Source organism: Donghicola sp. XS_ASV15, from assembly GCF_041224595.1.
Taxonomy (GTDB): domain Bacteria; phylum Pseudomonadota; class Alphaproteobacteria; order Rhodobacterales; family Rhodobacteraceae; genus Donghicola.
In genome coordinates this window covers 1-26,665 of sequence record NZ_JBGFGN010000112.1, presented here as the reverse complement: position 1 = coordinate 26,665, position 26,665 = coordinate 1, and the positions used below count along the sequence as shown (strand labels likewise).

The window sequence follows — 26,665 nt, the reverse complement described above, 5'->3', positions numbered from 1 at the left end:
AACCTCACAGAATTGGCCTGACGGCCAATGCGCCTTGGACCGGGCTTGCTATATGAGGGCCGCACGCTCCAAGGCGCTCGCCCCAAACTGGCCGACTTTTGCTCCGCCACAATGGCCGAATTTTACTCCGCCGTTGACAGGCAATACGTGGTCATGCCGGTGATCGCTTTGTCCACCAGCTACATGGCCTCGATCGCACGCATCCAGCGCACCGCGATGCTGGAAGTTTTGCATTCCAATTTCGTTCGCACCGCGCGGGCCAAGGGGCTGCCGAACAGCACCATTATCTGGCGCCACGCGATGAAGCCCGCCCTGATGCCCGTGGTCAGCTACTTGGGGCCGTCCTTTGTGGCGATGATCACCGGCTCTGTGGTGATCGACCTCTATTTTTCGACCGGCGGTGTGGGTCTGCATTACGTCAACGCGGCGCTCAACCGCGACTATGCGGTGATGCTGGGGGTGACGATCCTGTATGGCGCTTTGACAATTCTTTTCAACCTGATAGCCGACATTGTTTATGCTTGGCTTGACCCCAAGATCCGCTACTAAGGGGCCTGAGATATGATCGCAAATTCAGACCGAATGGACCGGATCACCGAAGCCTTGGACGAGGCTGCGGATATCAAGGGTCGTTCTCTTTGGGCTGACGCTCGTCGCCGGTTTTTGCGGAACAAAGCGGCCACGGGTGCTGTCGTTGCGCTGCTTCTCGTGGTGCTTTTCGTTATCATCGGGCCGTACTTCGCCGTCTGGTCGAACGAAGAAATCGATTGGAACGTCATGGGCATGGTCGCCGAAAAGGGTGCGCCCTCAATCGAAAGCGGCCATTTCTTCGGCGTCGACGAGTTGGGGCGCGATCTCTATTCCCGCACAATTCAGGCGACGCGCACCTCGCTGATCGTTGGTGTCATCGGCGCGATCGTCGCCGTGACCATCGGCACGATCTATGGCGCGACAGCCGGTTTCGTGGGCGGCTGGGTCGACGGGCTCATGATGCGCTTTGTCGATATCATGATCGCCATTCCCTATATGTTTATCATCATCCTGCTGATGGTGATGTTTGAACGCTCTTTCTTTATGCTGTTCGTGGGCATCGGGATCATCAGCTGGCTGGAAATGGCGCGGATCGTACGTGGCCAGACCCTATCCCTGAAAAACCGTGAATTTGTTGAGGCGGCCAAAGCCTGTGGAGTCGGCTGGTTCACCATCATCCTGCGACACATAATTCCGAACCTTTTGGGCCTCGTGGTCGTCTTTGCCTCGCTCCTCGTCCCGCTCATGATCCTGATCGAGAGCTTCATCAGCTTCCTCGGTCTTGGGGTCCAAGAGCCGCAAACTTCGCTCGGGGCGCTGATTTCCGAAGGGGCGGGTACGATCCTTTATGGCACCATCTGGCAGCTGTTCATCCCGCTGTTTTTCTTTCTCGTCACCATCATCAGCCTGTTCTTTATCGGCGATGGCTTGCGTGACGCCCTAGACCCGAAGGACCGCTGATATGAGTGTTTTCGAGGTAAAAGACATGACCGTGACCTTCGACACCCCCGACGGGGCGGTCGAAGCGGTCAAAGGCGTGAACTTCCGCATCGGCGCGGGCGAATGCCTTGGGATTGTTGGCGAGTCCGGCTCGGGCAAATCGCAGACCTTTATGGCGGCCATGGGACTGCTCGCAGACAATGGGCGGATCACAGGCTCGGCGCAGCTGAATGGCCAAGAACTGATTGGCCTGCCCGTGGCCAAGGCGAACAAGATCCGCGGCGCGTCCATGTCCATGATCTTCCAAGACCCGCTGACCGCGTTGACCCCCCACCTGACCGTGGGCCAGCAGATGGCCGAGGTGCTGAAGTTCCACAAAAGCCTGCGCGGGTCCGAAGCGCGGCAGCAGTGCTACGAATGGCTCGACCGCGTTCGCATTCCCGAAGCGCGGGCGCGTCTGGACCAGTATCCGCATGAATTGTCCGGTGGGATGCGCCAGCGGGTGATGATCGCGCAGGCCATGCTCTGCAATCCGCGCCTGTTGATTGCTGACGAACCGACAACGGCGCTGGATGTGACGGTGCAGGCTGAAATTCTGGACTTGATGGCAAACCTGCAACGCGAAGAAGGCACTGCAATTGCCCTGATCACCCACGATATGGGCGTGGTGGCGCGCATGTGCGACCGCATCTGCGTGATGAAACACGGCGCATATGTCGAGGAAGGCAGCGCCAGCGACATCTTCTATGCGCCCAAGGACGCCTATACACGGAAGCTACTCGACTCGATGCCCCGTATCGATGCCGAAGAGATTGCCATGAACCCCGTCAGCGACGCTGATCCGGTCCTCAAAGTGCGCGACGCCAAGGTGCATTTTCAGGTCAAGAAAGCAGGCGGTATCTTCCCCAAAAGCCAGACCTTGCGGGCCGTGGATGGTGTCAGCTTTGACCTGCGGGTGGGGGAAACACTGGGGGTCGTGGGCGAGTCTGGGTGCGGAAAATCCACCTTGGCCCGCGCGGTTTTGCAGCTCTTGCCCGAAGTGCAGGGCAGTGTCAGTTGGCTTGGCCGTGATCTGGACGGCATGACCAAACGCGAAATGACCCGTCAGCGCAAAGACCTGCAACTGGTGTTTCAGGACCCGCTCGCCAGCCTTGATCCCCGCATGACGATCAGCGCCTCGATCGCGGAGCCGCTGAAAACCTTCCGCCCTGAACTCGGTCACTCCGCACGCAAAAAGCTGGTCGCCGAAATGATGGAGAAGGTCGGGCTGGACGTGCGGATGATCAACCGCTACCCGCACGAATTGTCCGGTGGCCAGAACCAGCGCGTCGGCATCGCGCGGGCGATGATCAATAACCCAAAACTGGTGATCTGCGACGAGGCCGTATCGGCGTTGGACGTGTCCATTCAAGCGCAAATCATCAAACTGCTCAAAGAGTTGCAGAGCGATCTTGGCCTATCGATGATCTTTATTAGCCACGATCTGGCTGTGGTTCGCGAGATCAGCCACCGTATCATGGTGCTCTATCTGGGCCGCGTGGTCGAACTGGCGGACCGCCATGCGATCTACGAAGCCGCAAGGCACCCTTACACACAGTCCCTGATCTCTGCCGTACCAATCCCCGATCCGAACCTTGAACGGGCGCGGGACCGTGTGAAACTGCCCGGGGAATTGCCATCTCCGCTAGAGCCGGGGGCACAATTGCGCTTCTTGCCGTCGAAAAAGGGGCAAAGGGGCTACATGCCCGAACTTCAAGAGGTTGCGCCAAATCACTGGGTGGCAGAACATGACCCTATCGAGGAGATTCTGAAGGCAGGGTAATGAAACCTAAGTTGCGTGCGATCTGGGATGCGGGGGTGGCGGCCGCCGATCCCGCGGGTGCTGTTACACGGGCGTTGCCCGATCTGGAGTTCGGTGCCCCCGCGCATCTGAGCGTTGTGGCCGTCGGCAAGGCGGCGCCGCGCATGATTGCCCCAGTACTAGAGGCCGTGACGCCGAAGCAAGCGTTGATCGTCACCCACCGCGAGAACGTTTTTGATGACCTTGGCGTGCCGGTGATGCGCGCAGGCCATCCGGTGCCCGATCCCGAGGGCGAGGCTGCGGCTAACGCTATTCTTGAGATGGCAGAGGGCCTCGGCAGAGACGACCATCTGGTGATCCTGATTTCCGGCGGCGCATCGGCAATGCTTCCAGCGCCCGCCAAAGGATTGACTCTGGATGATAAAGTCAGAGTGACCAAAGCCCTACTGGCCAGCGGCGCCCCGATCGAGGTGATGAATCTGGTTCGCCAGCAGCTGAGCCGGATCAAGGGCGGGGGCCTCGCGATTGCAGCAGACCCTGCGCGTGTGACGGCCTTGGTGCTGTCTGACGTGATCGGGGACGACCTGCGCGCTGTGGCCTCTGGCCCGACGCTCGCGCCCTTGGGAACACCCGAAGATGCAGTGCAAGCCCTGCGCGGCTATTTCTGCTACGGCAAAGTCTCGCAAGAGGTGCGCAACCATCTGCGGGAGGCTCCGAAGAAACGCGATGTGCCAGAGACGGACACGCGGATCATTGGTTCGAACGACGTGTCTGTTGCGACCATGAAAGAGCAGGCGCCCGAGGCCAAAGTTTTGACGCCGCCCCTGACAGAGGATGTCAAAGACGCGGTGGAGCGTCTGGCCAAGCTGCCTTCGGGGCTATGGCTGATCGGCGGCGAATGCACCGTTCAGGTCAAAGGCAAAGGGATGGGGGGTCGTAATCAGGAACTGGCCCTGCGTCTGGCGATGAAGGCCGAAGAAGAGGGTTGGCCTGCGGGCTGGACCTATATCCAGGGCGGCACAGATGGGCGCGATGGGCCGACTGATGCGGCAGGGGCCGTGGTGAATGGCCAAACCCTGAAAAAGATGCGCGCGGCAGGGGTGGACCCCGCCGCGGCGCTCAAGAACAACGATAGTTATCACGCTTTGAAAGCGGCCGGCGATTTGCTGATGACGGGTGCCACCGGAACAAATGTCGCCGACCTTGGCGTGCTCTACCGCCCCTAATCGTGGTGATAGGCACGCTCGCCGTGGACCGCCAGATCGAGCCCTTCGTGCTCGGTCTCGGCATCCACACGCAGCGGGAAGAAGATGCCAACCACTTTGGCGATGATGAAGCTGACCACTAGCGTGTAGACACCGACAACCGCCAGAGCACCCAGCTGCGCGGTCCAGCTGCCCGCGCCGAACGCTGCGATCATGATGGTGCCGAAGATGCCACCAACACCGTGCACTGCGAACACATCCAAGGTGTCGTCAATCTGCATCTTGTTGCGGATCAAGTTGACCGCTTCCTGACACAGAATACCTGCGACCAGACCGATGATCAGGGCCTCAATGGGGCCGACAAAGCCAGACGCGGGGGTGATCGAGGCCAGACCTGCGATGGTGCCGGTGACAGCGCCAATCAAGGATGCGCGGCCGAACTTGATGCGTTCCCATGCGGCCCAAGACAGCGTCGCTGCGGCAGCCGAAATGTGGGTCACAGTGATCGCCATGGCTGCGCCGCCATCGGCTGCCAGTTGCGAACCGCCGTTAAAGCCGAACCAACCGACCCACAGCATGCCAGCGCCAGCGGCGACCATGCCCGGGTTATGCGGGGGCTTGGACGCGTCTTTGCGACGACCAAGCATGACGGCCAAGAGCAGCGCCGCCAGACCTGCGGTTTCGTGGACAACGATGCCACCGGCAAAGTCCTTGGTGCCGGTTTCGCCCCAGATGCCGCCGTCTGCCATCAGACCGCCGCCCCAGATCCAGTGGGTCACGGGCGCGTAGACCAACAGCATCCACAGCGCCGAGAACGCCAGAACGAAGCCAAAGCCAATACGCTCGACATAGGCGCCAACGATCAGCGCGGGGGTGATCACCGCAAAGGTCATCTGGAAGGCGAAGAACAGGACCTCGGGCAGGGTGCCCGACAGGGTGTCTGCGTCGATGCCGTTCAGGAATGCCTTGCCCAAGCCACCCCAGAGAGCGTCGCCCTCGCCGAATGCGATCGAGTAGCCCGCGATCAACCATAGCACACTCATCAGCGCCGCGATCATGAACACGTGCATAAAGACCGACAGAACGTTCCGTGCCCGCACCAGACCGCCATAGAACATGGCCAGACCCGGCAGGGACATAAACAGTACAAGAGCGGTCGCCACGAGAATCCAGGCGGTATCTGCTCCGTTCATTTCAATTCCTCCTGCGTTTGGTTGCGGGAGGCATACGTTCATATTCTGAGGAAGAAAGGGGCAAATTCGATAATGGTAGCGTAAAAACTAGCTGATCTGAAAAGTGCCACCAAAGTGATCTAAAATAATGCCGGTGTGATCAAAAAATGGGCGTATTGTAAATGCACTTCTGCACAGGTTTTGACCATAGCGCGTAAATCGTGGTCTATAATTTAGGCGATCCGCACTTCTCACTCGAAGGGCGCAAACGTGCCATAGTCCCCTTGGGTGAAGAGCAAAGGCGACCCTGATGCAGCATGTGCGCGCAGAACACGGCCGATGGCGATGGCATGATCCCCGGCTTGGTGCAGATCATAAGCCTCGCACTCGAACCGCGCGAGGGTTTCAGTGAGCACGGGAACGCCAAATTCGTTCTGTGTCCATGCGCAATGGTCGAACGCATAGCCGTCCTTCGCAAAGGCAAGGCCAAGGTCCATTTGATCCGACGAGAGAACATGAATCCCGTAGTGCTTTGCCTTGGCGAAACCAGAATACCGGTTAGAAGAATGCGCCGGACACCATAGCACGAGCGGTGGCTCCAAAGAGACAGCACTAAAACTGTTCGCCGTGATCCCCATGGGGCCATCATCGGTCATGCAGGTAACCACGGTGACCCCAGTTCCGAAGCATCCAAGCACGTTTCTGAAATCCCGCTGACGATCTGGAGTCGGCGTAAATCCATTCAAAGTCGTGACATCGGCCATCAGTAGTCCCTTTGGTTCACTTGCATCGCGCTCAAACCACGTTTCACGCCAGAATTCGACCAATTTCCTTCAAGACGCCCAAAGTTTTGAGAGGGGCTCAAGAAGGGGTCCATATGATTCGCGGCCGCGCGGCAGAATGCAGGTAATCCCTGTGTGTTTAGAAACCAGTCTTGCGCTTGAATTTCCTCGGATCGCTGGCAGAATTTTCTTCGAAGGTGGCGCCTGTTTTTGCGGTGCTGCTTTGCATTTTGCTCGATCGGGGCGGATCGAGGTTTCTGCTATGGCTGCGTCAATTATAGTCAACAGAACTTACAATATCCTCCCACCTTCCTATTCGCGGCGCGCATTGCCTGGGGTGCCAACGTCCAGCAAGACGTGCTGCGATGCAGAAAGTGGGTGGCGGTCTCCTTCATTATTGTTGGTAGAATTTACATGAGAGGCATGACACTTCTCATAACATCAGACATTTTAAGTGCCGGTGGCCGCATAGCAGTCGGTCGATATATGCTCGTAAAATTGCAAAAACGACCTGCGATCATGTTCGCAGTCTATGGCTCATGTTCTAACTGAGTTCGGTCAAAGACAAAAAAGGGCGGCAAAATCGCCGCCCGTCTTTGGTTATAAAATACCCTTAAGTATATAAACACTATACCAGAAAGACCTCTCGCAATCGAGAGGAATTGTGAAGATGCGTTAATTTCTTGGCTGGTGATGTGGGCGCATGACTGTTTTTGCAGCATGGAGGGCTGCCGCTTGGGGCAACGTGCCGTGGCTAAGGAAACGCGCGCCGGCCTCGCCAGCAAGAAAGGCAAGCCGACCGCCGACGATAGTCGCTTCGATCATGCGGGTCTCTCGATTGACAATAACCAGATCCGCGCGGCGACCCCTCGCGATGATGCCGCGATCTGGCAGTCGCATGATGTCGGCAGGTCTCTCGGAGACCAAAGACCATGCAGCGGGCAGGCTTACACCATGATTGTCCACCAGCATCCACACGGCCTTCAGTAGAGAGGGGTAGTAGAAGTCAGAGGCAAGTGCGTCACAGGTCTGCTGTTTTACAAGCTCAATCGCTGAGACGCGGCTCTTTTGAGGGCTGGAATGGAAGGCAGAACTTGCAGAAAGAACCACTGGGTCGCCCATCGCCTTGGCAGCGGCGGCAGAGCGTCGTGATCTTGGAAATTCGCAGATCTTCGCCCCGATCATCGCATATGTCTCGCGGGTTTCGCCGTCCAGATCACCGCTACTGCCGTAAAGAACGCCCATCTCGTCAAAGACTTCTGCCAATCGGCACAGGTGGCGCGGGACTTCTCGGCTCCGTTCCTGAGCGCGGCGCAGGCGTTGGCGAAATGCCTGCAAACCGGCCGCATCAAGCGCGGTCAACTCACCCGAGACCAAGGCCTCGTCGCGTAGGGTTTCGAGCATGTCATCCAGCGTATTCTGGAACACAACGTATCCTACGCCATACCGCCGAACTGCCGCCATCAAACGGGCTGCTGTATCCACCATATGGGTTTCGCACTGCAACGCGACCCGTAGGTCAGTGAGTGCGTCGCTTCGATAAAGCTGGTGGGCGGCCATGAATGTCTCGGCGAAATCAGGTCCGTGCATCCCGCCATGCCATGACCACCCGTGCGAGAGATAGGCGGTCGTCACACCGTTCGCGGCCGCCTCTCGGTCAGTGCTGGCGAGCGCGGTCCTTGGATCGAACTGCGCGGTTGGCTGTGGTGCAAGATGACGCCCGAAGGCGCTGCCATGCAGGTCGATCATTCCGGGCAAGACATAGTAACCGGTCAGGTCGACTTCGGGCAGAGGACCATGTGTGATCCGACCATCCGCGATCGCCACCGATCTGGACTGTAGTGCGCCGTCGCGCAATGTAGTTGCGCCAACAAGGCGCAAAGGCGGAAGAAGACGGGTCATCGCTCTGCTCGGATTAATTGTTCCGAACGTGGTAGTCCAAATATGTTTCGGGCATGTGACACGTGCCCACTATTTGCAAAATGGGCTGAAAATCAGGGCAATTTTAGCCCCGGAATGGATACCGGTGTAACATATGAAAGCGTCCGTCATCTGCCTCTCCAAAGAGACAGAGGGATCGAATTTTCAAGGGGCGCGGCAAAACCTCGGGCAGGGTATCTTCTAGAACCAGGCGGGTTTGCTCCGCAAGTTCGGGGCTCACGCGGCTGGTGAGTGTCAGGTGGAACCGGAATTCCTCCATGACATAAGGGTATCCCCAGCGGTGCAGCAGGTCGAGTTGGGTTTCAGACAGGCGTGCCGGATTGCGCCGGGCAATATCGGCATCGGTCAGTGGCGCACGGAAGGCGTCCAACGCCTTGACCACTTTGGAGGCCATGGCGCGCAACTCGGCTGTGTCACCCTCGGGCACCAAGGCCAGAAAGCCGCCAATACGCGTCAGTTTCAATCCTTCGACGCGAACGGTACTCATGCCGGCCATCAATGCGGTTGCGGCGGCATGAAGGGCACCAATGTCGACTCCCCGAGCCAGTCGAAACGGGGGCTTTATTGTCCCATGGAACCCGTACTTGCGCGGGGTGCGCGTGATGTCATCCATCGGCAGACCGTAAGGGGGATGGGGAATGTCGCAACCCGCCACAGGGTCCCAGCCAAGCCACCGCTTTCCAAACTCGGCAAAGCGCGTCGCCTCGGGCGCATAGTAGATCGCGTAGCGCTTGAAACCTTGCATGGCGCTCCCCGTGTTCGGTGCTGTTCCGCTACCCCAAGAGATAGCAGAACAAAATCAGAGCGGTACCCTTTGTTTCCAGATTTCTGACGAATGGCGATCAAGCGGGTGTGTTCAGGTCTTGCAACAGTCGGCCATGTTTGCGTGTTTCTGCAATGACTTCGCCAAATGTGTTCATTCCTTGCGCTTTTAGCATCGGGATCATTGCGCAGAGCACTTCTGCCGTGGCGCGCGCATCCCCGAGCGCTGTATGGCGCAGGTGTTCGGGGATCGTGATCCCAAGCCGCTCGCAAATCGCGTCCAGGGTATGTTTGGCCGATGCACCAAAAAGTACCGCCGAAACAAGGACCGTATCCAAAATCGGATGATTAAAATTCAGGCCGCTCTCTTTGCTCTGGCGATGCAGAAACGCCATATCAAAGGGTGCGTTATGCGCCACAATCACAGAGCCAGTGCAGAAGGCATGAAACCGCTTGGTGACACTATCAAAATCGGGCGCACCTCGGACCATGCTATCACTGATCCCGTGCACCTTGGTCGAGGCCGCGGGGATCGGGCGTTTTGGGTCAACCAGCGTGTCGATCACTTCTCCTTCGACGATCCGCCCGCGCAAGACGCGCATCGCCCCCAACTGCACCACGTCGTCTTTGTGGGGCAATAGGCCCGTGGTTTCCGTGTCAAAGACCACGTAGCTTAGTTCATCCAGCGGCATATCGGCATGGGCGTGGTCCACAGACCGCTCCATCAATGCAAAGTCGTAGGTGAGCGGGCGACTGGCCTCGGGGGAAATCAGCGCGGTGGCGTTGTCGATCACGATCATATACCCCGCGCCAGCGCCCAATGGACGTAGGGTCGCATCGTATTCTTGTTCGCACTGGATGCCGCGCAAGGTGCAAGAAACTTCCTGACCGGTTTTGACCAGCTTGGCGTGGGCACTCACCAATTCACGCTCGGACAGGTATTCTGTGATCGACGCGCCCATTCGCGGTGGGGCGATCTGGTTCAGAACCTCGGCCGCTTGCCCATCATAGAGAACGATCTGGTGGGATGGGTTCACGAGAATCATGGCGACGGGAATCTCGGTGAGTAGGGCGGTCAGGTGATCCCTTTCGGCCGCCAGTCGCGCGGTTGCTTGGGCCACAGCTTCGGCCTGCGTGAGCGTGGACGTCCCCAGAACATGGCTGATGGCCTGCGCTGCGGGCGCAAGGTCACCGAGGTATTTTGCGTCCTCGGGACATAGGTCGACATCAGCACCGGAATGGGCACGGGTGCGCAGGTGTGATGACAGGCGCAGGATCGGCTTTGCGACGTTCTCGTCGAACAAGAGCCACATGCCCACACAGGTACCAAGAATGCCAAAACCGGCAAAGATTCCGGCAGTGATGTAGCCGTCAGGCGCAGCGAAAGACTGCCTCCATCCCAGATAGAGCGCGACCGAAACCACCGCGATGAGAGCTGCAGCAAAGGCTGAGAACATCAGAAAGATGCGAAGACGAAGACCAAGGTGCGTGAACATCACTGTGCCCCCACATTCTGACAGGCCAGAGTGACCATCTGTTCGTCGCCATCGGGATTGGCAAAATCGGCCTCGGTCACGTCGTCATAGGTTTCGCCCGGCACCATAGGCAAGGTGCCGCCGCTGGCGCAGTCGAACAAAATTTGCAGTCGCTGGGTGTTCTCCCAACGGGCAAAGAAATACAGGTCGCCCACCACGCGATCTTGGCCCGACGGATGGGCTGTCAGGCTATTGGTGTCGAGCGCGGCAAAGCGGTCGGTGATCGGAAAGAGATAGGTCCACGGGCGGTAGAACGCGCTGCTTTCGATGGTGCTGACCACCGCGACGCCCGGTTTCAGGTTCGTTGTGCTCTGGTCATACCACAGGTATTCGTTGCTGATTGTTGTCACCAGCATCGCAAAGGCCGCCGCAAAGGGCGTGAGCCATTTCGGCGTTCGCCCCTTGGTGATTTTCCCTAGAATAATCGAGATGCCAGCGCCACCGATGCCGGCGACGATGACTGCGATAAATCCCCAAAACATGCGCTTTCCTCCCCAAGAAGCGGTGTAGTCCTTAGCTCAAGGTACCTTTGCCATGGCCGACTGCAGCCTGCATGCCTTTGACGACGACAAAGGCGTCGCGCAAGTGGCTGCGTTCCAGATCCGACAGGCTGGCCGGCGACATGAAGTTGTCCGGTGCCTCTCCGGCTTTGACCAGGCGGGCCTGATGTTGAAGTCGTGTTTCTGCGATCAGATCGTAGGCGTCCAGCAAATCCCGCGCGCCAGACGGAGAAATCAGCCCCGCCCCGGCGGCCCCTTCAAGACGCGCGCGGGTGTTGAAGGCTGTTAACTGTCCTTGCAGCGCGTAAACGCGGCCCAAGTCGGCAATCGGGACGACGCCGTTGTGCTTTAGATCGATGCTATTCTTATGCTCGCCCGAGCGGATGGTCGCGAACCCGCGCAAGAGGCCCAAGGGCGGCGTGTGCTTCAGCGAGTTGCTGATCATGTGTGCAACGAAGATGCTGTTGCCCGACGCTTTGCGCAGAGTGTCCAGTTGCAGGTCCTTGAACATCGCGGTGTCGCCGCCGATGGGGCGCAGGTCGAACATTACGCTGGCCAGCATCTGTGCTTCGGGGCTGGGCTTGTTGATCCAGTTCTCGAAGTACCCGCGCCAGACGGACAGAGGCTGACACCAGCGATCCGCAGTCGCCATCATATCGCCGGGACAATAGACGTAGCCGCATGTGTTCAGCCCGTCGCAGACAAAGGTCGCCAGACGCCGGAAGTACGCCATCTGGTCGTGGGTCACACCGTCCGCGATGATCAGGCAGTTGTCTTGGTCGCTGACGCCGGTTTGCTCTTGGCGCCCTTGGCTGCCGCAGGCGGCCCAGAGGTAAGGCACAGGAGGCGTGCCCAATTGCTCTTCGGCCAAGGCCAGCAGGCGGCGAGTGGCGGTGTCGGCCACATCGGTGATCAACCGCGTCACAACCTCGTGCCGATTGCCAGCGGCCACCAGCTGCACCAGCAATTTCGGGATGCGGGCCGTGACGGCAGCCATTTCTTCGGCGCTGTCAGAACCTGCGATCTCGGCCACCAATTCTGCTGAACTGACCGCCTGAAAACGGGTCAAGTCGGTTTGCGTAACGATACCAATCAGTGCGCCGTTGCGCGTGATCGGAATGTGCCCGATGCGCCGCTCCATCATGGCGTGCAGCACGTCTGACCCAATCGCCGAAGGCTCCAGCGTAAATGGATCCTTGGTCATGACCTTGTCCACATGGGTGTCGATGGCCATCCCATCGGCCAGCGCCTTGTCAGTCAGGTCGCGGTTGGTGACGATGCCAACGAGTCGATCATCCTCGAGCACGCAGAGGCAGGACACATGCCGGTCGCGCATCTCGCGGGCGGCATCCTGTACCGTGGTACCCGGCATACAGAAATAGGCCGAGGGGTGCATGATCGTTTCGACCCGGCTGGTGGCCAGATCGCTGCCGCGCGGGGCGGGGGTGCGCGAGCGGTCAAAGAAACGGCGGGCGACCTGATGGTCGTGGATCAGTTCCGCGAACTGCATTTTGGGGAGCATCAGCAGAACGGTTTGTTCGGTTGCGGTGGCAGTGGTCACAGCCACGCCTTCGCGCAAGAGGCCACGTTCGGCAAAAGAATTGCGGGGGCCCAGAATGGACACGGGAATGTCGTTGGCGTCCACGACCTCGACCGTGCCGGACCACACGATATACAGCCCGTCGAGCGGCTGCCCATGACGGTAGATGGTCGCGCCTTGGGGCAGGGTCTGCACCTCTATCGCCGCCGCCAGCGTTTCTCGTTCGGCTTCGGTCAGACCGTCATAGGGGTGCAGTCCACCGAGAAAAGCCGAGATATCTGTCAAAGGAATCGTCATGGTTGAAATCTGTCTGATGTGAAAAGCCCTGCCCAGTTGAAACCGGACAGGGCTGAAAGGCAACCAAGGGAAGGGGCGGCGAACCGCCCCATCTGCTTGGGATTAGTGGTCAACCGCTGCGCTCGAGCCGCGGGGAACACGAACCGCTTCGACCAGGTCTTTGATCTCTTGCGGGGTGTCCTCGGTCGCGTTCGACACAAAGTAGGCCACGATGAAGTTCAGCAGAGCGCCGATCGCACCGAACGAAGTCGACTTGATCGAGAGCAGCAGCGGATCAGCATCGGTGAAGCTGTTGGTGCCGGGGATGAAGAACCAGCCCTTGTGCAGGAAGATGTACACGAGGGTGACGATCAGACCGGTGACCATGCCAGCAACAGCGCCGGTGTTGTTGATGCGCTTCGAGAAGATGCCCATCATCAGCGCCGGGAAGATCGATGCCGCTGCCAGACCGAAGGCCAGAGCCACGGTTTGCGCTGCAAAGCCCGGAGGGTTGGCGCCCAGGTAGGTTGCGATCACGATAGCCACACCCATCGACACACGTGCCGACAGCAGTTCGCCTTTTTCCGAGATCTCGGGGTTGATCTGCGACTTGATCAAGTCGTGCGAAACCGCCGACGAAATCGCCATCAACAGACCAGCCGCCGTGGACAGCGCCGCTGCCAGACCACCAGCCGCAACCAGCGCGATCACCCATGCAGGAAGTTGCGCGATTTCGGGGTTCGCCAGCGTGATGATGTCACGGTTTACGATGAACTCGTTGGCGTCTGCATCAGCAACGTACTGGATCAGGCCGTCGCCGTTCTTGTCTTCGAAGCTCAGCAGACCGGTCTGTTCCCAGTTGCTGACCCACTCGGGGCGATCGTCATAGGCCAGAGGCTGCTCGGTGGTGCCATTGGGGTAGACGGTGTTGATCAGGTTCAGACGCGCCATTGCGCCAACCGCAGGAGCGGTGAGGTACAGCAGTGCGATGAAAACCAGTGCCCAACCTGCCGAGTAACGTGCGTCTTTCACGGTAGGAACGGTGAAGAAGCGAACGATCACGTGGGGCAGACCTGCGGTACCGATCATCAGCGACACGGTGAACAGGAACAAGTTCAGGGTGGTGTCGGTCTGCTCGGTGTAGTTCGAGAAGCCCAGATCGTTCAGCAGACCGTTCAGGGTCGACAGCAGAGGCTCGCCCGACGATGTCGCGTCCGAGAACAGGCCCATCGGCGGGAGCGCGTTGCCGGTCAGCTGCAGCGAGATGAAGATCGCAGGGATGGTGTATGCGATGATCAGTACGACGTACTGCGCAACCTGAGTGTAGGTGATGCCCTTCATGCCGCCGATAACCGCGTAGAAGAACACGATGGCCGCGCCAATCAGAAGGCCGGTCAGTTTGTCAACTTCGAGGAAGCGCGAGAACGCAACGCCCACACCGGTCATCTGACCGATCACGTAGGTCAGCGATGCAACGATCAGGCAGATAACAGCGACGGTACGCGCAGTCTGGCTGTAGAAGCGGTCGCCGATGAATTCAGGCACGGTGAACTTGCCGAACTTGCGCAGGTAAGGCGCAAGCAGCATCGCCAGCAGAACGTAGCCGCCGGTCCAGCCCATCAAGTAGGCCGAGGTGTTGTAGCCGCCAAATGCGATGATACCGGCCATCGAGATGAACGAAGCTGCCGACATCCAGTCCGCACCGGTTGCCATACCATTCACCACAGGGTGAACGCCGCGGCCGGCTGCGTAGAATTCCGAGGTCGAACCCGCGCGGGCCCAGATCGCGATGCCGATGTACAGGGCGAACGTCGCGCCCACCACCAGCAGGTTTAGTGTAAATTGATCCATGATATCAGGTCCTTAAAACTTATTCTTCGTCCACGCCGTATTCGACGTCGAGCTTGTGCATGCGCCATGCGTAGAAGAAAATCAGAACAAGAAAGACGAGGATGCTTCCCTGTTGTGCGAACCAGAAACCAAGGTCCGTTCCGCCGACTTCGATACCCGACAGAAGCGGGCGCAGCAGAATGGCCATGCCAAAGGATGACACGAACCAGACGATCAGGCACCCTTTGATGATACTAATATTTTTCGACCAGTAGGCCGAGCTGTCCTGTTGGCTTGCCATAGGCAATCCTCCCCATTTTCCAAAAAGCTATGGTCTTGAGTCGTAATCCGGGGCGGTTCCTCCTTCGCCCCGGAGACATTCTAGGAAACCTAGCTGATCGCGCTCTCTACCATTTCGGTCATCTTTGCGGTGATCGCATCGATGTCGCCCATGGCGTCCACGCGGCTAAGTTGCCCCTTTTCGTCGTAGTAGGCGATCAGGGGGGCGGTCTGAGCGTGGTACGCCTCGAGGCGGGCTCCCACGGTTTCAGCCTTGTCGTCGGCACGGCGCTTGAATTCCGTGCCTCCGCAGTTGTCACAAACACCTTCGGCAGCGGGCTGCTTGAAGCTGTCATGATATCCTTCGCCGCAACCGGCGCAGGTGTAACGGCCAGAAATACGCTCGACCATCGCTGCATCGTCGACTTCCATCGCGATGGCGGCGTTGACCGACTGGCCATTCTCGGCCAGCAGCCCATCAAGAGCTTCGGCCTGAACAGTGGTGCGGGGGAAACCATCAAGGATGGCGCCTTTGGCGACGTCGTCCTCTTTGAGGCGATCCCGCAGAATGTTGATGACGATCTCGTCGCTGACCAGCTCGCCCGCGTCCATCACGGCCTTGGCCGCTTTGCCCGCGTCGGTGCCGGCGGCAACTGCTGCGCGCAGCATGTCACCGGTCGACAGTTGCACCAGACCGAACTTCTCTTCGAGACGGCGGGCCTGGGTGCCTTTGCCGGCCCCGGGGGGGCCAAGCAAAATGAGAACTGCGGGTGTGGTCATGGTTGTCGCTCCATCCATCTCCGTTAGCCCCGGTTCATCCGGTTGTCGATCAGCTCGTCCACACAGCCGGGTTCGGCCAAGGTCGAGGTGTCACCCAGCGCGCCAAAGTCGTTCTCGGCGATCTTGCGCAGGATACGGCGCATGATCTTGCCCGAACGGGTCTTGGGCAGGTTGGGGGCCCACTGGATCAGGTCGGGCTTCGCGATCGGACCGATCTCGGTGCGGACCCATTTTTCCAGCTCTTTGCGCAGCTCTTCGGTGGGCTCTTCGCCGTTCATCAGGGTGACGTAGGCGTAGATGCCTTGACCCTTGATCTCGTGGGGGTAGCCCACAACGGCGGCTTCGGCGACCTTGGCGTGCGCAACCAGTGCGCTTTCGACTTCGGCGGTGCCCATGCGGTGACCCGATACGTTGATCACGTCGTCCACACGGCCGGTGATCCAGTAGTAGCCATCCTCGTCACGGCGGCAGCCGTCACCCGAGAAGTAGTAGCCCTTGTACTGGCTGAAGTAGGTTTCCTGGAAACGCTCGTGGTCGCCCCAAACGGTGCGCATCTGGCCGGGCCAGCTGTCAGCGATACACAGAACGCCTTCGGTCGCACCTTCGAGAACTTCGGCAGTGGTGGGCTCCAGTACGACGGGTTTCACACCAAAGAAAGGCGTGGTCGCCGAGCCGGGCTTCAGCGCGGTTGCGCCGGGCAGCGGTGTCAGCAGGTGACCACCGGTTTCGGTCTGCCACCACGTGTCAACGATAGGCGCTTTGCCCTTGCCGACAACGTCGTTGTACCAGTTCCATGCTTCGGGGTTGATCGGTTCTCCCACGGTGCCGAGGGTCTTGATCGACGACAGGTCATACTTCTCGACGAACTCGGTGCCCTTGCCCATCAGAGCGCGGATCGCGGTCGGCGCGGTGTAGAACTGGTTGACCTTGTGCTTTTCGCAGACAGCCCAGAAACGGCCGGCGTCGGGGTAGGTGGGAACACCTTCGAACATCAGCGAGGTCGCGCCGTTCGCCAGCGGGCCATAGACGATGTACGAGTGGCCGGTGACCCAACCCACGTCAGCGGTACACCAGTAGACGTCGCCCTCGTGGTAGTCGAACACCAGTTCCTGAGTCATCGCAGCATAAACAAGGTAGCCGCCCGAGCAGTGGACAACGCCCTTGGGTTTGCCGGTCGAGCCCGAGGTGTACAGGATGAACAGCGGATCTTCGGCGTTCACTTCCTCGACGGGGCATTCGGGTGCTGCGTGCTCCATCAGAGCGTTCACGTCCACGTCGCGACCGTCGACCCAAGTGGTCTGACCGCCGGTGTGCTTGACCACGAGGCAGCGGACCTTGTCCGAGCAGTGCAGAAGCGCGGCATCCGCGTTCGACTTCAGCGGGGTGACGCGGCCGCCACGGGGCGCTTCGTCTGCGGTGATGATGACCTTGGCGCCGCAGTCGTTGACGCGGTTTGCCAGAGCGTCGGGCGAGAAGCCCGCAAACACGATCGAGTGGATCGCACCGATACGGGCACAGGCCAGCATCGCATATGCCGCTTCGGGGATCATGGGGAGATACAGGATGACACGATCACCTTTGGTCACACCCTGGCTGCGCAGGACGTTCGCCATGCGGCAAACCTTGTCGTGCAGCTCGTTGTACGTGATGTGCTGTGCTTCGTCGTCCGGATTGTCGGGCTCGAAGATGATCGCAGTCTGGTCGCCGCGCTTTTCGAGGTGACGGTCAATACAGTTGTAGGCAACGTTCAGGGTGCCATCGTGGAACCACTTGATGCTGACTTCACCGAAGTTGTAGTTGACGTCTTTGACCTGAGTGTAGGGCTTGATCCAGTCCAGACGTTTGCCGTGCTCGCCCCAGAATGCTTCGGGGTCGTTGACCGACTGGGCATACATCTCTTGGTACTTTGCCGCGTCGATGTGAGCGGTTTTCGCATATTCGGTGGGGACCGGATACACCGGTTCCTTGACCTCGGCGGTTTGCGCTTGAGTGGACATAAGGCTCCTCCCTCTGTCGTTATATGGACGCCCCGAAGTGGGGGCAAAATGCAGCAACACAATATGACGCTGTCTCTCCCTTAGCGAGACATTACCAGAGTTTGAAAACAATGGAATAAGTCCCTGCGTCGCATAAATTTATTTGTGAAGTCGTTTTACTCGAAAGGTAAATTTAGTAAATTCAAGCCCCGCTATCTGAAAAAGTCATCGTTACATCAATATGATATGTGAAAACAAGATTTCGGGTTAGCGGAGCATTTCTGCGACCAATGTCTTGGGTGCCTGCGACCGATCGGCGCAACCGTGGGGATGGTAGCGCCGGACATTTAGTTTGCACATTGGGCAGGCAATTGGTTGCGCCCCTCTACTGCAGAGGATTTGAGCGGCGGCGCCCGCGCCGGCGAACAGAGAGACTCACTGGACGCGATGCTTCGACCAGCAGTTTCTGAAATGCGATCAGTGCGTCTGTATCAACATCGCTCTGCTCGACCTTCGCGGCCGCAGCGCGTGCCTCTTTGCGTAGGTCCAACGCACTGTCGAGCGACAGGCACCACTGTAGGAAACTGGCGCGCGCCAGATGTTCCGGATTGGCGGTTGATGCAGGTTTGGCCGACAATACGTCAACGATTGTGTTCAAGGTCATGGCGCCCTCCGCGCAGGAAGCAAGGCATCAAGGCGGAGAACGGAAGACCAAGCAGGGGCCACCGCATCCACCGGAACACCCCGTCCGGGTTTGCAATACGTTGATGGCAGGTCTCCTGACTCGCGTGTCGTCGCTGGTCCTTCCCTTCCCGGCAATATGCCAGTGGCTGTAAAGGACAGCTCTTCGCTTACAGTTGCGGGGGCAGTCGCGGACTTACACCGCGTTCCCTTTTCATGCCGCACCGGAAAGATACGGCAACCATCAAGCGCAACGATGACGGGGGCCAACGCCCCCGTCAATCGGTTTCCCTCAGGCGTGCTGCGGCATTGTCGTTTTGCGCGGCCAGAGTGTGACGGCCAGCCACAGAAACAGGATCATAAATGACAGGCCAAAGACAGCTGCCGCGACCTCTGCCAGTGCCGGATGGATGGTCAAGAGACCTGCCGTACCGATCACCAGCGCCAATGCCTTTTGCGCCGAGCTCAGAGCCGGACCGCAGGCGACACCAAGGATCCAAAGCGCCCCAAGAAGCTCTGTCCCGCCACCGATCCCTTCGACCAATGTGACGGCGATGTGCCAATGTCGCGCGGCCTCTGACGGAGCGAGGTGATAGATCTGCGGCAGGGCAGACAGAGCCACAACGGCCACCAGCCCCGCCGCGATCACCAGCGCCGACCAGACAAAGCCGATCCCCGAAATCCACTTTTGCCAAAGCGGCCCGGTCGATGGCCCCAATGCAAACACCAACCCCAAGAGCGCGAGCCCATTCACGACGTAGATCGTAAAGTACCACAGCCCCAAGAGGGTCGCGTTCTCGACCATGAACGCCAGCGTTCTGATCGAAGGCATCCCGGCAGCGTCCATATCTGCGGATGCAAAGGCCGTGCTATAAAGAACGAGCCCGATCAAATAGGTCGCGCCGCACATTCCTGCAGCCATGGCGGCAAAGGATTTATCCGACCACGGCATGACCACGTCCTTTCATGCAGTTGACCACGATCTCTTCGCGCTTTTCTTTGCCTTCGACCGCAGCAGTTCCTCCAAGAATCGCAGCGCCCCCCAGAGCATTGCCGACAATCTCGTCTTCGTCATCCGCGGCCATTGTCAAAAGCGCTCCTGCGGCTGCGCCGATGGCAGCGGCGCCGTACGCTTCTTGGGTCAGGTGCGTCTGGTTCTTGGCAAGGCGCTGACACGCTGCCAGATCGCTTTGAAAGCCGATTTGGGTGGGGCCATCGTGTATTGGCGTGTAGTTCGCGCCGCCATCCGAACAGGCCGAAACCAGTACCCCGCCTGCGATGGCCAGAAGAATGTGTTTGGAAAAACCTTGCATTGTCATTGTCCCTTATCAGTGTTGACTGAGCAGGGTTTTGACTAATTGGTTGGTTTTTTCACATGACCGCAGGCATCAACCACGTGGCCTTTGGTATCAAAGGTCAAGCTGTGCTTTTCAAATGCAGGTAGGTTTCGCGGAATCGGCGCTCTAGGTGGTCCCCAGCCAAAAGCGTACCGCCGGTTCCGATGGGCGCGACGTTGGTGTCGAAATTGGGATTAAAGAACAGAGGAACCGATATCCGCTCTTCGCTAGAGCCAATGACGCGGTGCAGGGTTGCCTTGATGCGGCCGTTGGTCCAGCTCTCCAACATTTCCCCAAAGTTTATGATGAAGGTTCCAGGTTCAGCCTGTACCGGCAACCAAGAGCCGTCGTGCAGTTGAACCTCTAGCCCCGCGACACCATCGGTCGCCAACAATGTCACGCAGCCGTAATCCGTGTGCGCCGCAATCCCAAAGTCCTTGGCCCCAGCACTGGCGGGGCGGCTCGGATAGTAGTTGCCGCGAAGCAAGGTCATCGGCTTGGTGAACGCGGTGTCAAAGCTGCTCTCTGGCAGACCAACCGCTACGATGATTCCCCGAAGGGTTTGCATTGCCACACCAATCGCTTGGTGTGCGTAGCCGTCAACGATCTCTTTGAACGCTTCAGGCTGGGTCGGCCATTGGTTTGGTGCGTAGCACGTCAGATTAGCCATTGGATCGTCAGCAGGGAGCTCCAAGCCACTGTCGAAGACTTGCTTGTAGTCTGGATTCGACTTTGGATCGACCTGCTCTGAATAAGGCGCCCCCCAACCGCGGTTCGACCCAGTCTGGGCCATGTTCACCGGCTCTTTGACATCATCAGGCAATTGAAAAAAGGCACGATAAGCATCAATCACGCGCAGAACATCCTCTGGCGAGAGGTCGCTGTTCACCAATGTCATGAACCCGACTTCTTGGGCTGCGCGGCGCAGCTCTGCCATCGTTTCTGGCGCACGGGCGATCATCTCGCGGGCGTCGATACGGGGGATACTGGTCATCACGGGGCCTCTTGGGTGTCGCGTCGGGGCGGACCCTAGCGATGTCGCTCGTTGGTTTCCAGCACGTCCGTACTGCTATCCGTTTCGCTGGCTTGCTTCATCAGACCCGCGAAATCAACGCGCCCCCAAAACCCCGAGATCTTAAATGGCTGAAGCTGATCTTCGCGCGCGACCAATTGGTCCAGACGCGCCAGTTCTGCGATCTTCTCGGTCAGCGCGTTCAAGTCACGACGAATTTCCACAGCGCTTTCGACCCGCATCCTGCGCGAGACGGTAAAGAAGTGATCTGCGGGTGTGGTGGGGGCCGTGATCCCTTTGGCAATGAAACGCAAATTGATGTCCCGCAACAGCGCAAGCAGCGGGCCATTGGGACGGAACCTGATCGGGGCATGAGACAAAAGCCGGAATTTGTTGCCCGCACCGACCTCTGCCAACCCCAGACGTTCGAGCGTCATACCCATCTGGTGCAGCCGCGTCGGGCTCAGGCCCATGACTTGTGCGATGTATTCAGGAGCGCGCAGATCACGCAGCAGGATCAGGAAGTAAAAGAGGGGCGGGTCGGCGGCCAAGCTTAGTTCGGTCGCCATGGGCAAGACAGTCGCCTCTGCCTGCTGGCGGGCGGCATTGTCGGTCACGTCCGAGAGCGACAATTCAAGCGCGTCGCAAATTTCGATGATGCGGCTCAGCTTGCAATCCCGCGCCGCAAAGATGCGTTTGATGGTGGGCTCTGACAGACCCATCGTGTCGGCCAGATCGGCATAGGTCATGCGGCGTGCACGCAGGGCCTCTTGCAGGACTTTGAAGACATCTCCGCGCATGTGGGCTCCTGTGATACGAGATTTGGCGATACGGTATCTCTAAGTGATACCAAAAACCCAGATGCTGCAATCCACGCATCACATACATAAGAGATTTTCATCCTTAACGATGGAGATTTCAGAATGACTTTACGCTTGAATTCGGCCCTTGTGGCAGGTGTGGCGGCGACCTTCACAGCCCATTCGGCAACCGCAGGTGAGTTTGAGTTGCCCGAGTCAGCGATCTTTGACGCGGCGCATAACCGGATCATCGTGAGCAATATTAAAGGTGGCTTCATAGACGCGGATGGGAATGGCTATTTGTCCAGCCTGAACCTTGACGGGACAGTGATGGCACAGCATTGGCTGACGGGCTTGGATGCGCCCAAGGGAATGGCGATCTTGGGGGATCGGCTGTTCGTTGCAGACGTTACAGGATTGGTTGAAGTGGATTTGGAGAGCGCTTCAGTGGTGGCTGTCCACCACGCCCAAACGGCTGAATTTCTAAATGATGTGACGACGTCCGATGACGCGGTCTACGTCTCTGATCTGATGACCGACACGATCTGGCGCTTGCAGGACGGAAGCTTTGAACCTTGGGTGCAAAGCACAGCACTCAGCCATCCGAACGGGATTGCCTGGGATGAAGACCGGTTGATCGTCGGGTCTTGGGGGCAGGGCCTGCGCGAGGATTTCACCACAGACGCGCCGGGCGATGTATTGGCGGTCGATGCAGCAAGCCAAGACATTGAGGTGATCGCGGAAGGGGTCGGAAACATCGACGGTGTCGTGATGGTGGACGGACGGCTGATCGCCAGCGACTGGGTGCAGGGGGCCCTGATCGAAGTACAGGACGGCGCAACAAAGGTGATCGGCACGTTTCCAGCAGGCTTGGCTGACATTGGGACCGATGGGGTGAACCTACTGTTGCCCCACATGATGGAGGGGCGCGTGCAAGTTCTGCCGCTGCAGTGATACGAAGACCCCCGCGTCCATGTGGGGCGCGGGGGTCACAGTTTAGGCGGTGGTGCTGATCGCTTCGCCAAGAATATCGATCAGGGTATCAATATTCTCTTTCTCAAAGATCAGCGGCGGCGACATTGCAATCGTTTCGCCGGTGTAGCGGACCATGGCACCAGCCTTGTAGCACTTGAGGAAGACTTCGTAAGCTCTTGTTCCGAATTCACCTTCGCGGCTTTCCAGTTCCACGCCACCGATCAGACCGATGTTGCGGATATCCTTGATTGGGCCTTTGTCGCGCAGGCTGTGGACCTTTTCTTCCCAGTAGCTTTCCAGCTCTGCGGCACGGGTCAGCAACCCGTTCTGTTCGTAAATGTCGAGCGTCGCCAAACCGGCCGCGCAGGCCACGGGATGACCCGAATAGGTGTAGCCGTGGAACAGTTCGATCATACCCTCGGGGCCGGTCATGAAGGCATCGTGGATAAAGCCCTGCGCGAACACAGCGCCCATGGGCAGCGTCCCGTTGGTAATCCCTTTTGCCGTGGTGAATATGTCGGGCACGACCCCGAATTTCTGGCTGGCAAAAGGCGTCCCCAAACGGCCAAACCCAGTGATAACCTCGTCAAAGATCAGCAGAATACCGTGCTGGCTGGTGATCTCACGCAGGCGCTGCAGATAGCCTTTGGGCGGGATCAGGACACCGGTCGAGCCAGCGACAGGCTCTACGATCACAGCGGCGATGGTTTCTGCGCCATGCAGGGCGATGATCCGCTCCAGATCGTCGGCCAAATGTGCGCCATGCTCTGGCTGGCCCTTGCTAAAGGCATTCTCGGGCAGGTGCGTGTGGGGCAGGTGGTCCACGCCGGTCAGCATTGTGCCAAAGTTTTTGCGGTTGTTGACGATACCGCCCACGGAAATGCCGCCAAAGCCGACGCCGTGGTAACCACGTTCGCGGCCGATTAGACGGGTGCGCTGCCCTTCGCCGCGCGCACGGTGGTAGGCGAGCGCAATTTTCAGCGCGGTATCGACGGATTCAGAGCCTGACCCGGTAAAGAACACGTGCTTGAATTCGTCGGGCGCAAGGGCGCGCAAACGATCGGCAAATTCAAACGCGATCGGGTGACCCATCTGGAACGCAGGCGCGTAGTCCATTTCCAGCAGCTGGTTATAAGCCGCCTTCGCGATCGATTCATAGCCGTGGCCCGCGTTGCAGCACCACAGACCAGCAGTGCCGTCCAAAATATCGCGCCCATCGTCAGAGGTATAGTGCACCCCCTTGGCCCCAACCAGCATCCGCGGGTCGGCCTTGAACTGGCGATTGGCGGTAAAAGGCATCCAGAAGGCGTCCAGCGGGATATTGCGCGCAGCTTGATTCATCAGAGCGATCCTATAAGTCGTTTGGACCAGATTACGCCTTTGGTTTGCCAGCGGAAGTCTGTTTTTTGGTTCCGTTAAGGTATTGAAACCCCGTATGCTGAACCGAAAACGTTGCGGATCATAAACACTATGAACAGCTTTGAAGACCCGGAAAACGAGGTTGGCCTGCGCCTGCGAAGTCTGCGGCTTGCGCGGGGGATGTCCCAGCGCGCCCTCGCCAAAGCGGCTGGGGTCAATAACTCGACGATTTCCCTGATCGAGAGCGGTCAGATGAACCCGTCAGTTGGTGCTCTGAAGCGCGTTTTGACCGGGTTTCCGATTGGCATCGCAGAGTTTTTTGCCTTTGAGGCCAGCCCCGAAGAGCAGGTGTTTTTCGCTGCCGAAGAACTAAAAGAGATTGGCAAGGGCGGTGTGTCCTACCGCCAAGTCGGAAGTAACACGCCGGGCCGTAGCTTGCAGATCCTACACGAGACCTACCGTCCCGGGGCAAGCACCGGCACTGTTTTGCTAAGCCACGAAGGCGAAGAGGGCGGGATCGTGATTCAGGGCCGATTGGAGGTGACAGTGGGCGAGCAACGCAAAATCCTAGGCCCCGGTGATGCCTACCTCTTTGACAGCCGTCGTCCCCATGCGTTCAGAGCAGTGGGCGCGGTAGAATGTGTGGTGATCAGTTGTAGCACGCCACCAACCTTCTGAGATTTATGAAAAATTCGAAGGGCTTTTCCAGCGGCCCTTCGGCATGTTTCACGAGTTGTTAGGGCTTGGCCCCATAGCGTTCCCCCAGATCCGAGTTTTTTAACGATTGGGGGATTGCCTTGGCAACCGACAGCAAATCTACCGTAAGGCTCTTGCCCGAGACCTGGCTGGACGATCCCGAAACAGCGATGACCGCTCTGCGCGAGGCAGTTGCCACCGGCGTTGTCGCGATTGACGCAAGCACTGGACGGAACCTACCTGCTCAGGTGCTACAAATGCTGCTCTCGACCCAGAGGACGGTAGGGGCAGCAGGGGGCACATTTTCTTTCACAGCAACGAGCGACGGCGTTTCAAAGAGTATGCAGGCTCTGGGGGTTGTTGACCTTTTCGAAAGGGCGGCCTCATGACCGCGCCTGTTGTTCTTGCCATCGACGACTCCCGCACCATGCGGCAAATGGTGTCGCAAGCACTCAGCAATGCCGGGTTTGAAGTCGAAACCGCTGAAGACGGCGTCCAAGGCGTCGCCGCCTTTGGAGCGCGCCGCTTTGATGCCGTAATCACTGACATCAACATGCCAAACCTCGACGGGTTCGGCGTGATCGAAGCGATCCGGTCAGCGCGATCAAACCGCCGCGTGCCCGTTTTGGTTCTGACCACGGAAAGCAGCGAGGAATTTCGCGCCAAAGCCCGCAATCTCGGGGCAACGGGCTGGTTGGTGAAACCTTTTGACGAAACGGGTCTCGTGGACACGCTCCGTCTGGTGACGGGGCAAAGCTGACCATGAGCATGGATACCCTAAAGGCCACGTTCTTTGCAGAATGTGAGGAATTGGTCGAAGCGATGACCGAAGGATTGTCGCAGATCGCATCTGACGATTGGGATACAGAGACAGTCAACGCGATCTTCCGCGCCGTCCACTCGATCAAAGGCGCCGCTGGAGCGTTTGGCTTCGAAAAGCTTGTCGAATTTGCGCATAAGTTCGAAACGGTTCTAGACCGGATACGGAACAATGAACTGGCAATCGATGCAGATGTTCTACGGATCATTACGCGGGCAAGCGACATTCTTGCAGAGCTGGTAGAGCTCGCCCAGGTCGACCCGAATGAAACACCGACCGCATACGACCCTGTTCTGTCCGAACTCGCCAATCACACAGACACGGGCGAAGCCGCCGCAGCCCCAGAGGATCTGTTCGCGCCAGTTGCGTTTGCGCCTCTTGCGCTTGTGATAGAAGAGAGCGCTGACGAGTTTACCGTGAAATTCTCGCCAACCGCTGCGTTCTATCGAAATGGTCATGAACCAGAGCGGATCTTCGCCGCACTCGGGAATAACTTGGGTGTCACTTGCGAGCCGTCGCAAATCCCAGCTTTGGACGCGCTGGATCCGGACCAGAGCTATTTGTCGTGGTCTCTCGATGTGCGCGACATGACCAAAAGCCAGATCGAACAGGTCTTTGAATATGCGGAGGGTCTCGCCTCAATCGAGATTATGGAGAAGGATGAGCCGGAACGTGTCGAGCCGCCAAATCCGGTTGAAAAAGCGTTGGCGGTCCCGACACCCAAAGCATCGGGACCACGGCCCGCATCGACACAGACCCTGCGGATTGATCCAGAGCGGGTGGATCGCCTGATCAACACCGTCGGAGAATTGATCATCAATCAGGCCGTGATCGCACAGAAAATCGCTGCGGGAGACAAACACCCCGACACCGAGGTTGCAAGTGCGCTGGATGATTACCGCTATCTCGCTCGGGAGATTCAGGAAGCCGTCATGTCGATCCGTGCACAACCTGTCAAATCGTTGTTCCAGCGGATGGCGCGTGTGGTGCGCGAGGCAGGTGTGAACGGCGGAGCAATACTCGGCCACGGTAGCGACGGCATAGTGTTGTCGCGGGCGGCGTAAAAGTCGTCCACTTTTGCCCTTTCGGATTTCGGGAGGGCTTGGGGATATACACCGTGGACTTGTATTTGAAGG

The 26,665-nt window shown here is 58.6% G+C and carries 25 protein-coding genes, 1 pseudogene and 1 riboswitch; of the genes and pseudogenes, 9 read left to right on the top strand and 17 right to left on the bottom strand.

Annotation, left to right across the window (positions count from 1 at the left end; all coding sequences use genetic code 11):
- Positions 1 to 141 precede the first annotated feature (141 nt).
- From AB9K37_RS05025 to AB9K37_RS05010, 4 genes and pseudogenes are all read left to right on the top strand, one after another.
- A pseudogene (locus AB9K37_RS05025) lies at positions 142 to 549 on the top strand (ABC transporter permease subunit); the annotation flags it as partial.
- A 12-nt stretch (positions 550 to 561) separates the two neighbouring features.
- A complete protein-coding gene (locus AB9K37_RS05020; RefSeq protein ID WP_369835834.1) occupies positions 562 to 1,491 on the top strand; it encodes an ABC transporter permease subunit in 930 nt (309 codons plus the stop codon).
- A 1-nt stretch (position 1,492) separates the two neighbouring features.
- The gene (locus AB9K37_RS05015) at positions 1,493 to 3,292 is read left to right on the top strand and encodes a dipeptide ABC transporter ATP-binding protein (protein WP_369835833.1); all 1,800 of its coding nucleotides are present in this window, start codon (positions 1,493 to 1,495) and stop codon (positions 3,290 to 3,292) included.
- Positions 3,292 to 4,497 carry a glycerate kinase gene (locus AB9K37_RS05010; protein WP_369835832.1) on the top strand — a complete coding sequence of 402 codons (1,206 nt, stop codon included), beginning with the start codon at positions 3,292 to 3,294 and terminating at the stop codon, positions 4,495 to 4,497. Before AB9K37_RS05015 ends, AB9K37_RS05010 begins: the two co-directional genes overlap by 1 nt.
- On the opposite strand, the gene AB9K37_RS05005 is transcribed toward AB9K37_RS05010, so the two are convergent.
- The 16 genes from AB9K37_RS05005 to AB9K37_RS04930 all read right to left on the bottom strand — a co-directional run bounded on the left by AB9K37_RS05005 (position 4,494) and on the right by AB9K37_RS04930 (position 21,679).
- On the bottom strand, positions 4,494 to 5,669 hold the full coding sequence (locus tag AB9K37_RS05005; protein WP_369835831.1) for an ammonium transporter: 1,176 nt from the start codon (positions 5,667 to 5,669) through the stop codon (positions 4,494 to 4,496). The two genes, AB9K37_RS05010 and AB9K37_RS05005, sit on opposite strands and share 4 nt — an antisense overlap.
- A gap of 230 nt (positions 5,670 to 5,899) precedes the next feature.
- Entirely contained in the window at positions 5,900 to 6,412 is a 513-nt protein-coding gene (locus AB9K37_RS05000; RefSeq protein WP_369835830.1) for a flavin reductase family protein, read from the bottom strand.
- 693 nt (positions 6,413 to 7,105) lie between these two features.
- A complete protein-coding gene (locus tag AB9K37_RS04995) occupies positions 7,106 to 8,332 on the bottom strand; it encodes an alpha-D-ribose 1-methylphosphonate 5-triphosphate diphosphatase (RefSeq protein WP_369835829.1) in 1,227 nt (408 codons plus the stop codon).
- Between the two features lie 103 nt (positions 8,333 to 8,435).
- The gene (locus tag AB9K37_RS04990; RefSeq protein ID WP_369835828.1) at positions 8,436 to 9,116 is read right to left on the bottom strand and encodes a DUF1045 domain-containing protein; all 681 of its coding nucleotides are present in this window, start codon (positions 9,114 to 9,116) and stop codon (positions 8,436 to 8,438) included.
- A gap of 97 nt (positions 9,117 to 9,213) precedes the next feature.
- Positions 9,214 to 10,629, bottom strand: a complete 1,416-nt coding sequence (locus AB9K37_RS04985; RefSeq protein ID WP_369835827.1) for an exonuclease domain-containing protein — start codon at positions 10,627 to 10,629, stop codon at positions 9,214 to 9,216.
- Positions 10,629 to 11,150, bottom strand: a complete 522-nt coding sequence (locus AB9K37_RS04980; protein ID WP_369835826.1) for a hypothetical protein — start codon at positions 11,148 to 11,150, stop codon at positions 10,629 to 10,631. The genes AB9K37_RS04985 and AB9K37_RS04980 overlap by 1 nt, the downstream gene beginning before the upstream one ends.
- 31 nt (positions 11,151 to 11,181) lie before the next feature.
- Positions 11,182 to 13,005 carry a DUF294 nucleotidyltransferase-like domain-containing protein gene (locus AB9K37_RS04975; RefSeq protein WP_369835825.1) on the bottom strand — a complete coding sequence of 608 codons (1,824 nt, stop codon included), beginning with the start codon at positions 13,003 to 13,005 and terminating at the stop codon, positions 11,182 to 11,184.
- Positions 13,006 to 13,107: 102 nt separating this feature from the next.
- Positions 13,108 to 14,835: a sodium:solute symporter family protein gene (locus AB9K37_RS04970; RefSeq protein WP_369835824.1), complete on the bottom strand. Its 1,728-nt coding sequence runs from the start codon at positions 14,833 to 14,835 to the stop codon at positions 13,108 to 13,110.
- Positions 14,836 to 14,854: 19 nt separating this feature from the next.
- Positions 14,855 to 15,115, bottom strand: coding sequence for a DUF4212 domain-containing protein (locus AB9K37_RS04965; RefSeq protein ID WP_072706310.1), 261 nt, complete (start codon positions 15,113 to 15,115; stop codon positions 14,855 to 14,857).
- 89 nt (positions 15,116 to 15,204) lie between these two features.
- Entirely contained in the window at positions 15,205 to 15,873 is a 669-nt protein-coding gene (locus AB9K37_RS04960) for an adenylate kinase (RefSeq protein WP_369835823.1), read from the bottom strand.
- A gap of 23 nt (positions 15,874 to 15,896) precedes the next feature.
- Positions 15,897 to 17,870, bottom strand: a complete 1,974-nt coding sequence (acs, locus tag AB9K37_RS04955) for an acetate--CoA ligase (RefSeq protein ID WP_369835822.1) — start codon at positions 17,868 to 17,870, stop codon at positions 15,897 to 15,899.
- A gap of 364 nt (positions 17,871 to 18,234) precedes the next feature.
- Positions 18,235 to 18,513 carry a hypothetical protein gene (locus AB9K37_RS04950; protein ID WP_369835821.1) on the bottom strand — a complete coding sequence of 93 codons (279 nt, stop codon included), beginning with the start codon at positions 18,511 to 18,513 and terminating at the stop codon, positions 18,235 to 18,237.
- A gap of 87 nt (positions 18,514 to 18,600) precedes the next feature.
- Positions 18,601 to 18,791: riboswitch (cobalamin riboswitch) on the bottom strand.
- Between the two features lie 31 nt (positions 18,792 to 18,822).
- A complete protein-coding gene (locus tag AB9K37_RS04945; protein ID WP_369835820.1) occupies positions 18,823 to 19,482 on the bottom strand; it encodes a hypothetical protein in 660 nt (219 codons plus the stop codon).
- A complete protein-coding gene (locus tag AB9K37_RS04940) occupies positions 19,466 to 19,843 on the bottom strand; it encodes a glycine zipper family protein (protein WP_369835819.1) in 378 nt (125 codons plus the stop codon). Before AB9K37_RS04940 ends, AB9K37_RS04945 begins: the two co-directional genes overlap by 17 nt.
- Positions 19,844 to 19,946: 103 nt before the next feature.
- A complete protein-coding gene (locus tag AB9K37_RS04935; protein ID WP_369835818.1) occupies positions 19,947 to 20,861 on the bottom strand; it encodes an isopenicillin N synthase family dioxygenase in 915 nt (304 codons plus the stop codon).
- A 35-nt stretch (positions 20,862 to 20,896) separates the two neighbouring features.
- The gene (locus AB9K37_RS04930) at positions 20,897 to 21,679 is read right to left on the bottom strand and encodes a helix-turn-helix domain-containing protein (protein ID WP_369835817.1); all 783 of its coding nucleotides are present in this window, start codon (positions 21,677 to 21,679) and stop codon (positions 20,897 to 20,899) included.
- Positions 21,680 to 21,802: 123 nt separating this feature from the next.
- Here AB9K37_RS04930 and AB9K37_RS04925 point away from each other — a divergent pair, with 123 nt between their 5' ends.
- Complete coding sequence (locus tag AB9K37_RS04925) at positions 21,803 to 22,633, top strand: SMP-30/gluconolactonase/LRE family protein (RefSeq protein WP_369835816.1); 831 nt, start codon at positions 21,803 to 21,805, stop codon at positions 22,631 to 22,633.
- Positions 22,634 to 22,675: 42 nt separating this feature from the next.
- Here AB9K37_RS04925 and AB9K37_RS04920 read toward each other — a convergent pair whose 3' ends face one another.
- Positions 22,676 to 23,995, bottom strand: coding sequence for an aspartate aminotransferase family protein (locus AB9K37_RS04920; RefSeq protein ID WP_369835815.1), 1,320 nt, complete (start codon positions 23,993 to 23,995; stop codon positions 22,676 to 22,678).
- Positions 23,996 to 24,124: 129 nt separating this feature from the next.
- Between AB9K37_RS04920 and AB9K37_RS04915 the strand changes: the two genes are divergently transcribed.
- The 4 genes from AB9K37_RS04915 (at position 24,125) to AB9K37_RS04900 (ending at position 26,593) form a co-directional block, all read left to right on the top strand.
- Positions 24,125 to 24,691, top strand: a complete 567-nt coding sequence (locus AB9K37_RS04915; RefSeq protein WP_369835814.1) for a cupin domain-containing protein — start codon at positions 24,125 to 24,127, stop codon at positions 24,689 to 24,691.
- Positions 24,692 to 24,810: 119 nt separating this feature from the next.
- Positions 24,811 to 25,098, top strand: coding sequence for an STAS domain-containing protein (locus AB9K37_RS04910; RefSeq protein ID WP_369835813.1), 288 nt, complete (start codon positions 24,811 to 24,813; stop codon positions 25,096 to 25,098).
- A complete protein-coding gene (locus AB9K37_RS04905) occupies positions 25,095 to 25,469 on the top strand; it encodes a response regulator (RefSeq protein WP_369835812.1) in 375 nt (124 codons plus the stop codon). The genes AB9K37_RS04910 and AB9K37_RS04905 overlap by 4 nt, the downstream gene beginning before the upstream one ends.
- A 2-nt stretch (positions 25,470 to 25,471) precedes the next feature.
- Positions 25,472 to 26,593: an Hpt domain-containing protein gene (locus tag AB9K37_RS04900; protein WP_369835811.1), complete on the top strand. Its 1,122-nt coding sequence runs from the start codon at positions 25,472 to 25,474 to the stop codon at positions 26,591 to 26,593.
- The last annotated feature ends 72 nt before the right edge of the window (positions 26,594 to 26,665 follow it).

Bases quoted from the DNA above. Each gene is read 5' to 3' on its own strand.
- AB9K37_RS05020 (WP_369835834.1), top strand. From the start codon at position 562: ATGATCGCAAATTCAGACCGAATGGACCGGATCACCGAAGCCTTGGAC.
- AB9K37_RS05015 (WP_369835833.1), top strand. From the start codon at position 1,493: ATGAGTGTTTTCGAGGTAAAAGACATGACCGTGACCTTCGACACCCCC.
- AB9K37_RS05010 (WP_369835832.1), top strand. From the start codon at position 3,292: ATGAAACCTAAGTTGCGTGCGATCTGGGATGCGGGGGTGGCGGCCGCC.
- AB9K37_RS05005 (WP_369835831.1), bottom strand. From the start codon at position 5,669: ATGAACGGAGCAGATACCGCCTGGATTCTCGTGGCGACCGCTCTTGTA.
- AB9K37_RS05000 (WP_369835830.1), bottom strand. From the start codon at position 6,412: ATGGCCGATGTCACGACTTTGAATGGATTTACGCCGACTCCAGATCGT.
- AB9K37_RS04995 (WP_369835829.1), bottom strand. From the start codon at position 8,332: ATGACCCGTCTTCTTCCGCCTTTGCGCCTTGTTGGCGCAACTACATTG.
- AB9K37_RS04990 (WP_369835828.1), bottom strand. From the start codon at position 9,116: ATGCAAGGTTTCAAGCGCTACGCGATCTACTATGCGCCCGAGGCGACG.
- AB9K37_RS04985 (WP_369835827.1), bottom strand. From the start codon at position 10,629: ATGTTCACGCACCTTGGTCTTCGTCTTCGCATCTTTCTGATGTTCTCA.
- AB9K37_RS04980 (WP_369835826.1), bottom strand. From the start codon at position 11,150: ATGTTTTGGGGATTTATCGCAGTCATCGTCGCCGGCATCGGTGGCGCT.
- AB9K37_RS04975 (WP_369835825.1), bottom strand. From the start codon at position 13,005: ATGACGATTCCTTTGACAGATATCTCGGCTTTTCTCGGTGGACTGCAC.
- AB9K37_RS04970 (WP_369835824.1), bottom strand. From the start codon at position 14,835: ATGGATCAATTTACACTAAACCTGCTGGTGGTGGGCGCGACGTTCGCC.
- AB9K37_RS04965 (WP_072706310.1), bottom strand. From the start codon at position 15,115: ATGGCAAGCCAACAGGACAGCTCGGCCTACTGGTCGAAAAATATTAGT.
- AB9K37_RS04960 (WP_369835823.1), bottom strand. From the start codon at position 15,873: ATGACCACACCCGCAGTTCTCATTTTGCTTGGCCCCCCCGGGGCCGGC.
- acs (WP_369835822.1), bottom strand. From the start codon at position 17,870: ATGTCCACTCAAGCGCAAACCGCCGAGGTCAAGGAACCGGTGTATCCG.
- AB9K37_RS04950 (WP_369835821.1), bottom strand. From the start codon at position 18,513: ATGACCTTGAACACAATCGTTGACGTATTGTCGGCCAAACCTGCATCA.
- AB9K37_RS04945 (WP_369835820.1), bottom strand. From the start codon at position 19,482: ATGCCGTGGTCGGATAAATCCTTTGCCGCCATGGCTGCAGGAATGTGC.
- AB9K37_RS04940 (WP_369835819.1), bottom strand. From the start codon at position 19,843: ATGCAAGGTTTTTCCAAACACATTCTTCTGGCCATCGCAGGCGGGGTA.
- AB9K37_RS04935 (WP_369835818.1), bottom strand. From the start codon at position 20,861: ATGACCAGTATCCCCCGTATCGACGCCCGCGAGATGATCGCCCGTGCG.
- AB9K37_RS04930 (WP_369835817.1), bottom strand. From the start codon at position 21,679: ATGCGCGGAGATGTCTTCAAAGTCCTGCAAGAGGCCCTGCGTGCACGC.
- AB9K37_RS04925 (WP_369835816.1), top strand. From the start codon at position 21,803: ATGACTTTACGCTTGAATTCGGCCCTTGTGGCAGGTGTGGCGGCGACC.
- AB9K37_RS04920 (WP_369835815.1), bottom strand. From the start codon at position 23,995: ATGAATCAAGCTGCGCGCAATATCCCGCTGGACGCCTTCTGGATGCCT.
- AB9K37_RS04915 (WP_369835814.1), top strand. From the start codon at position 24,125: ATGAACAGCTTTGAAGACCCGGAAAACGAGGTTGGCCTGCGCCTGCGA.
- AB9K37_RS04905 (WP_369835812.1), top strand. From the start codon at position 25,095: ATGACCGCGCCTGTTGTTCTTGCCATCGACGACTCCCGCACCATGCGG.
- AB9K37_RS04900 (WP_369835811.1), top strand. From the start codon at position 25,472: ATGAGCATGGATACCCTAAAGGCCACGTTCTTTGCAGAATGTGAGGAA.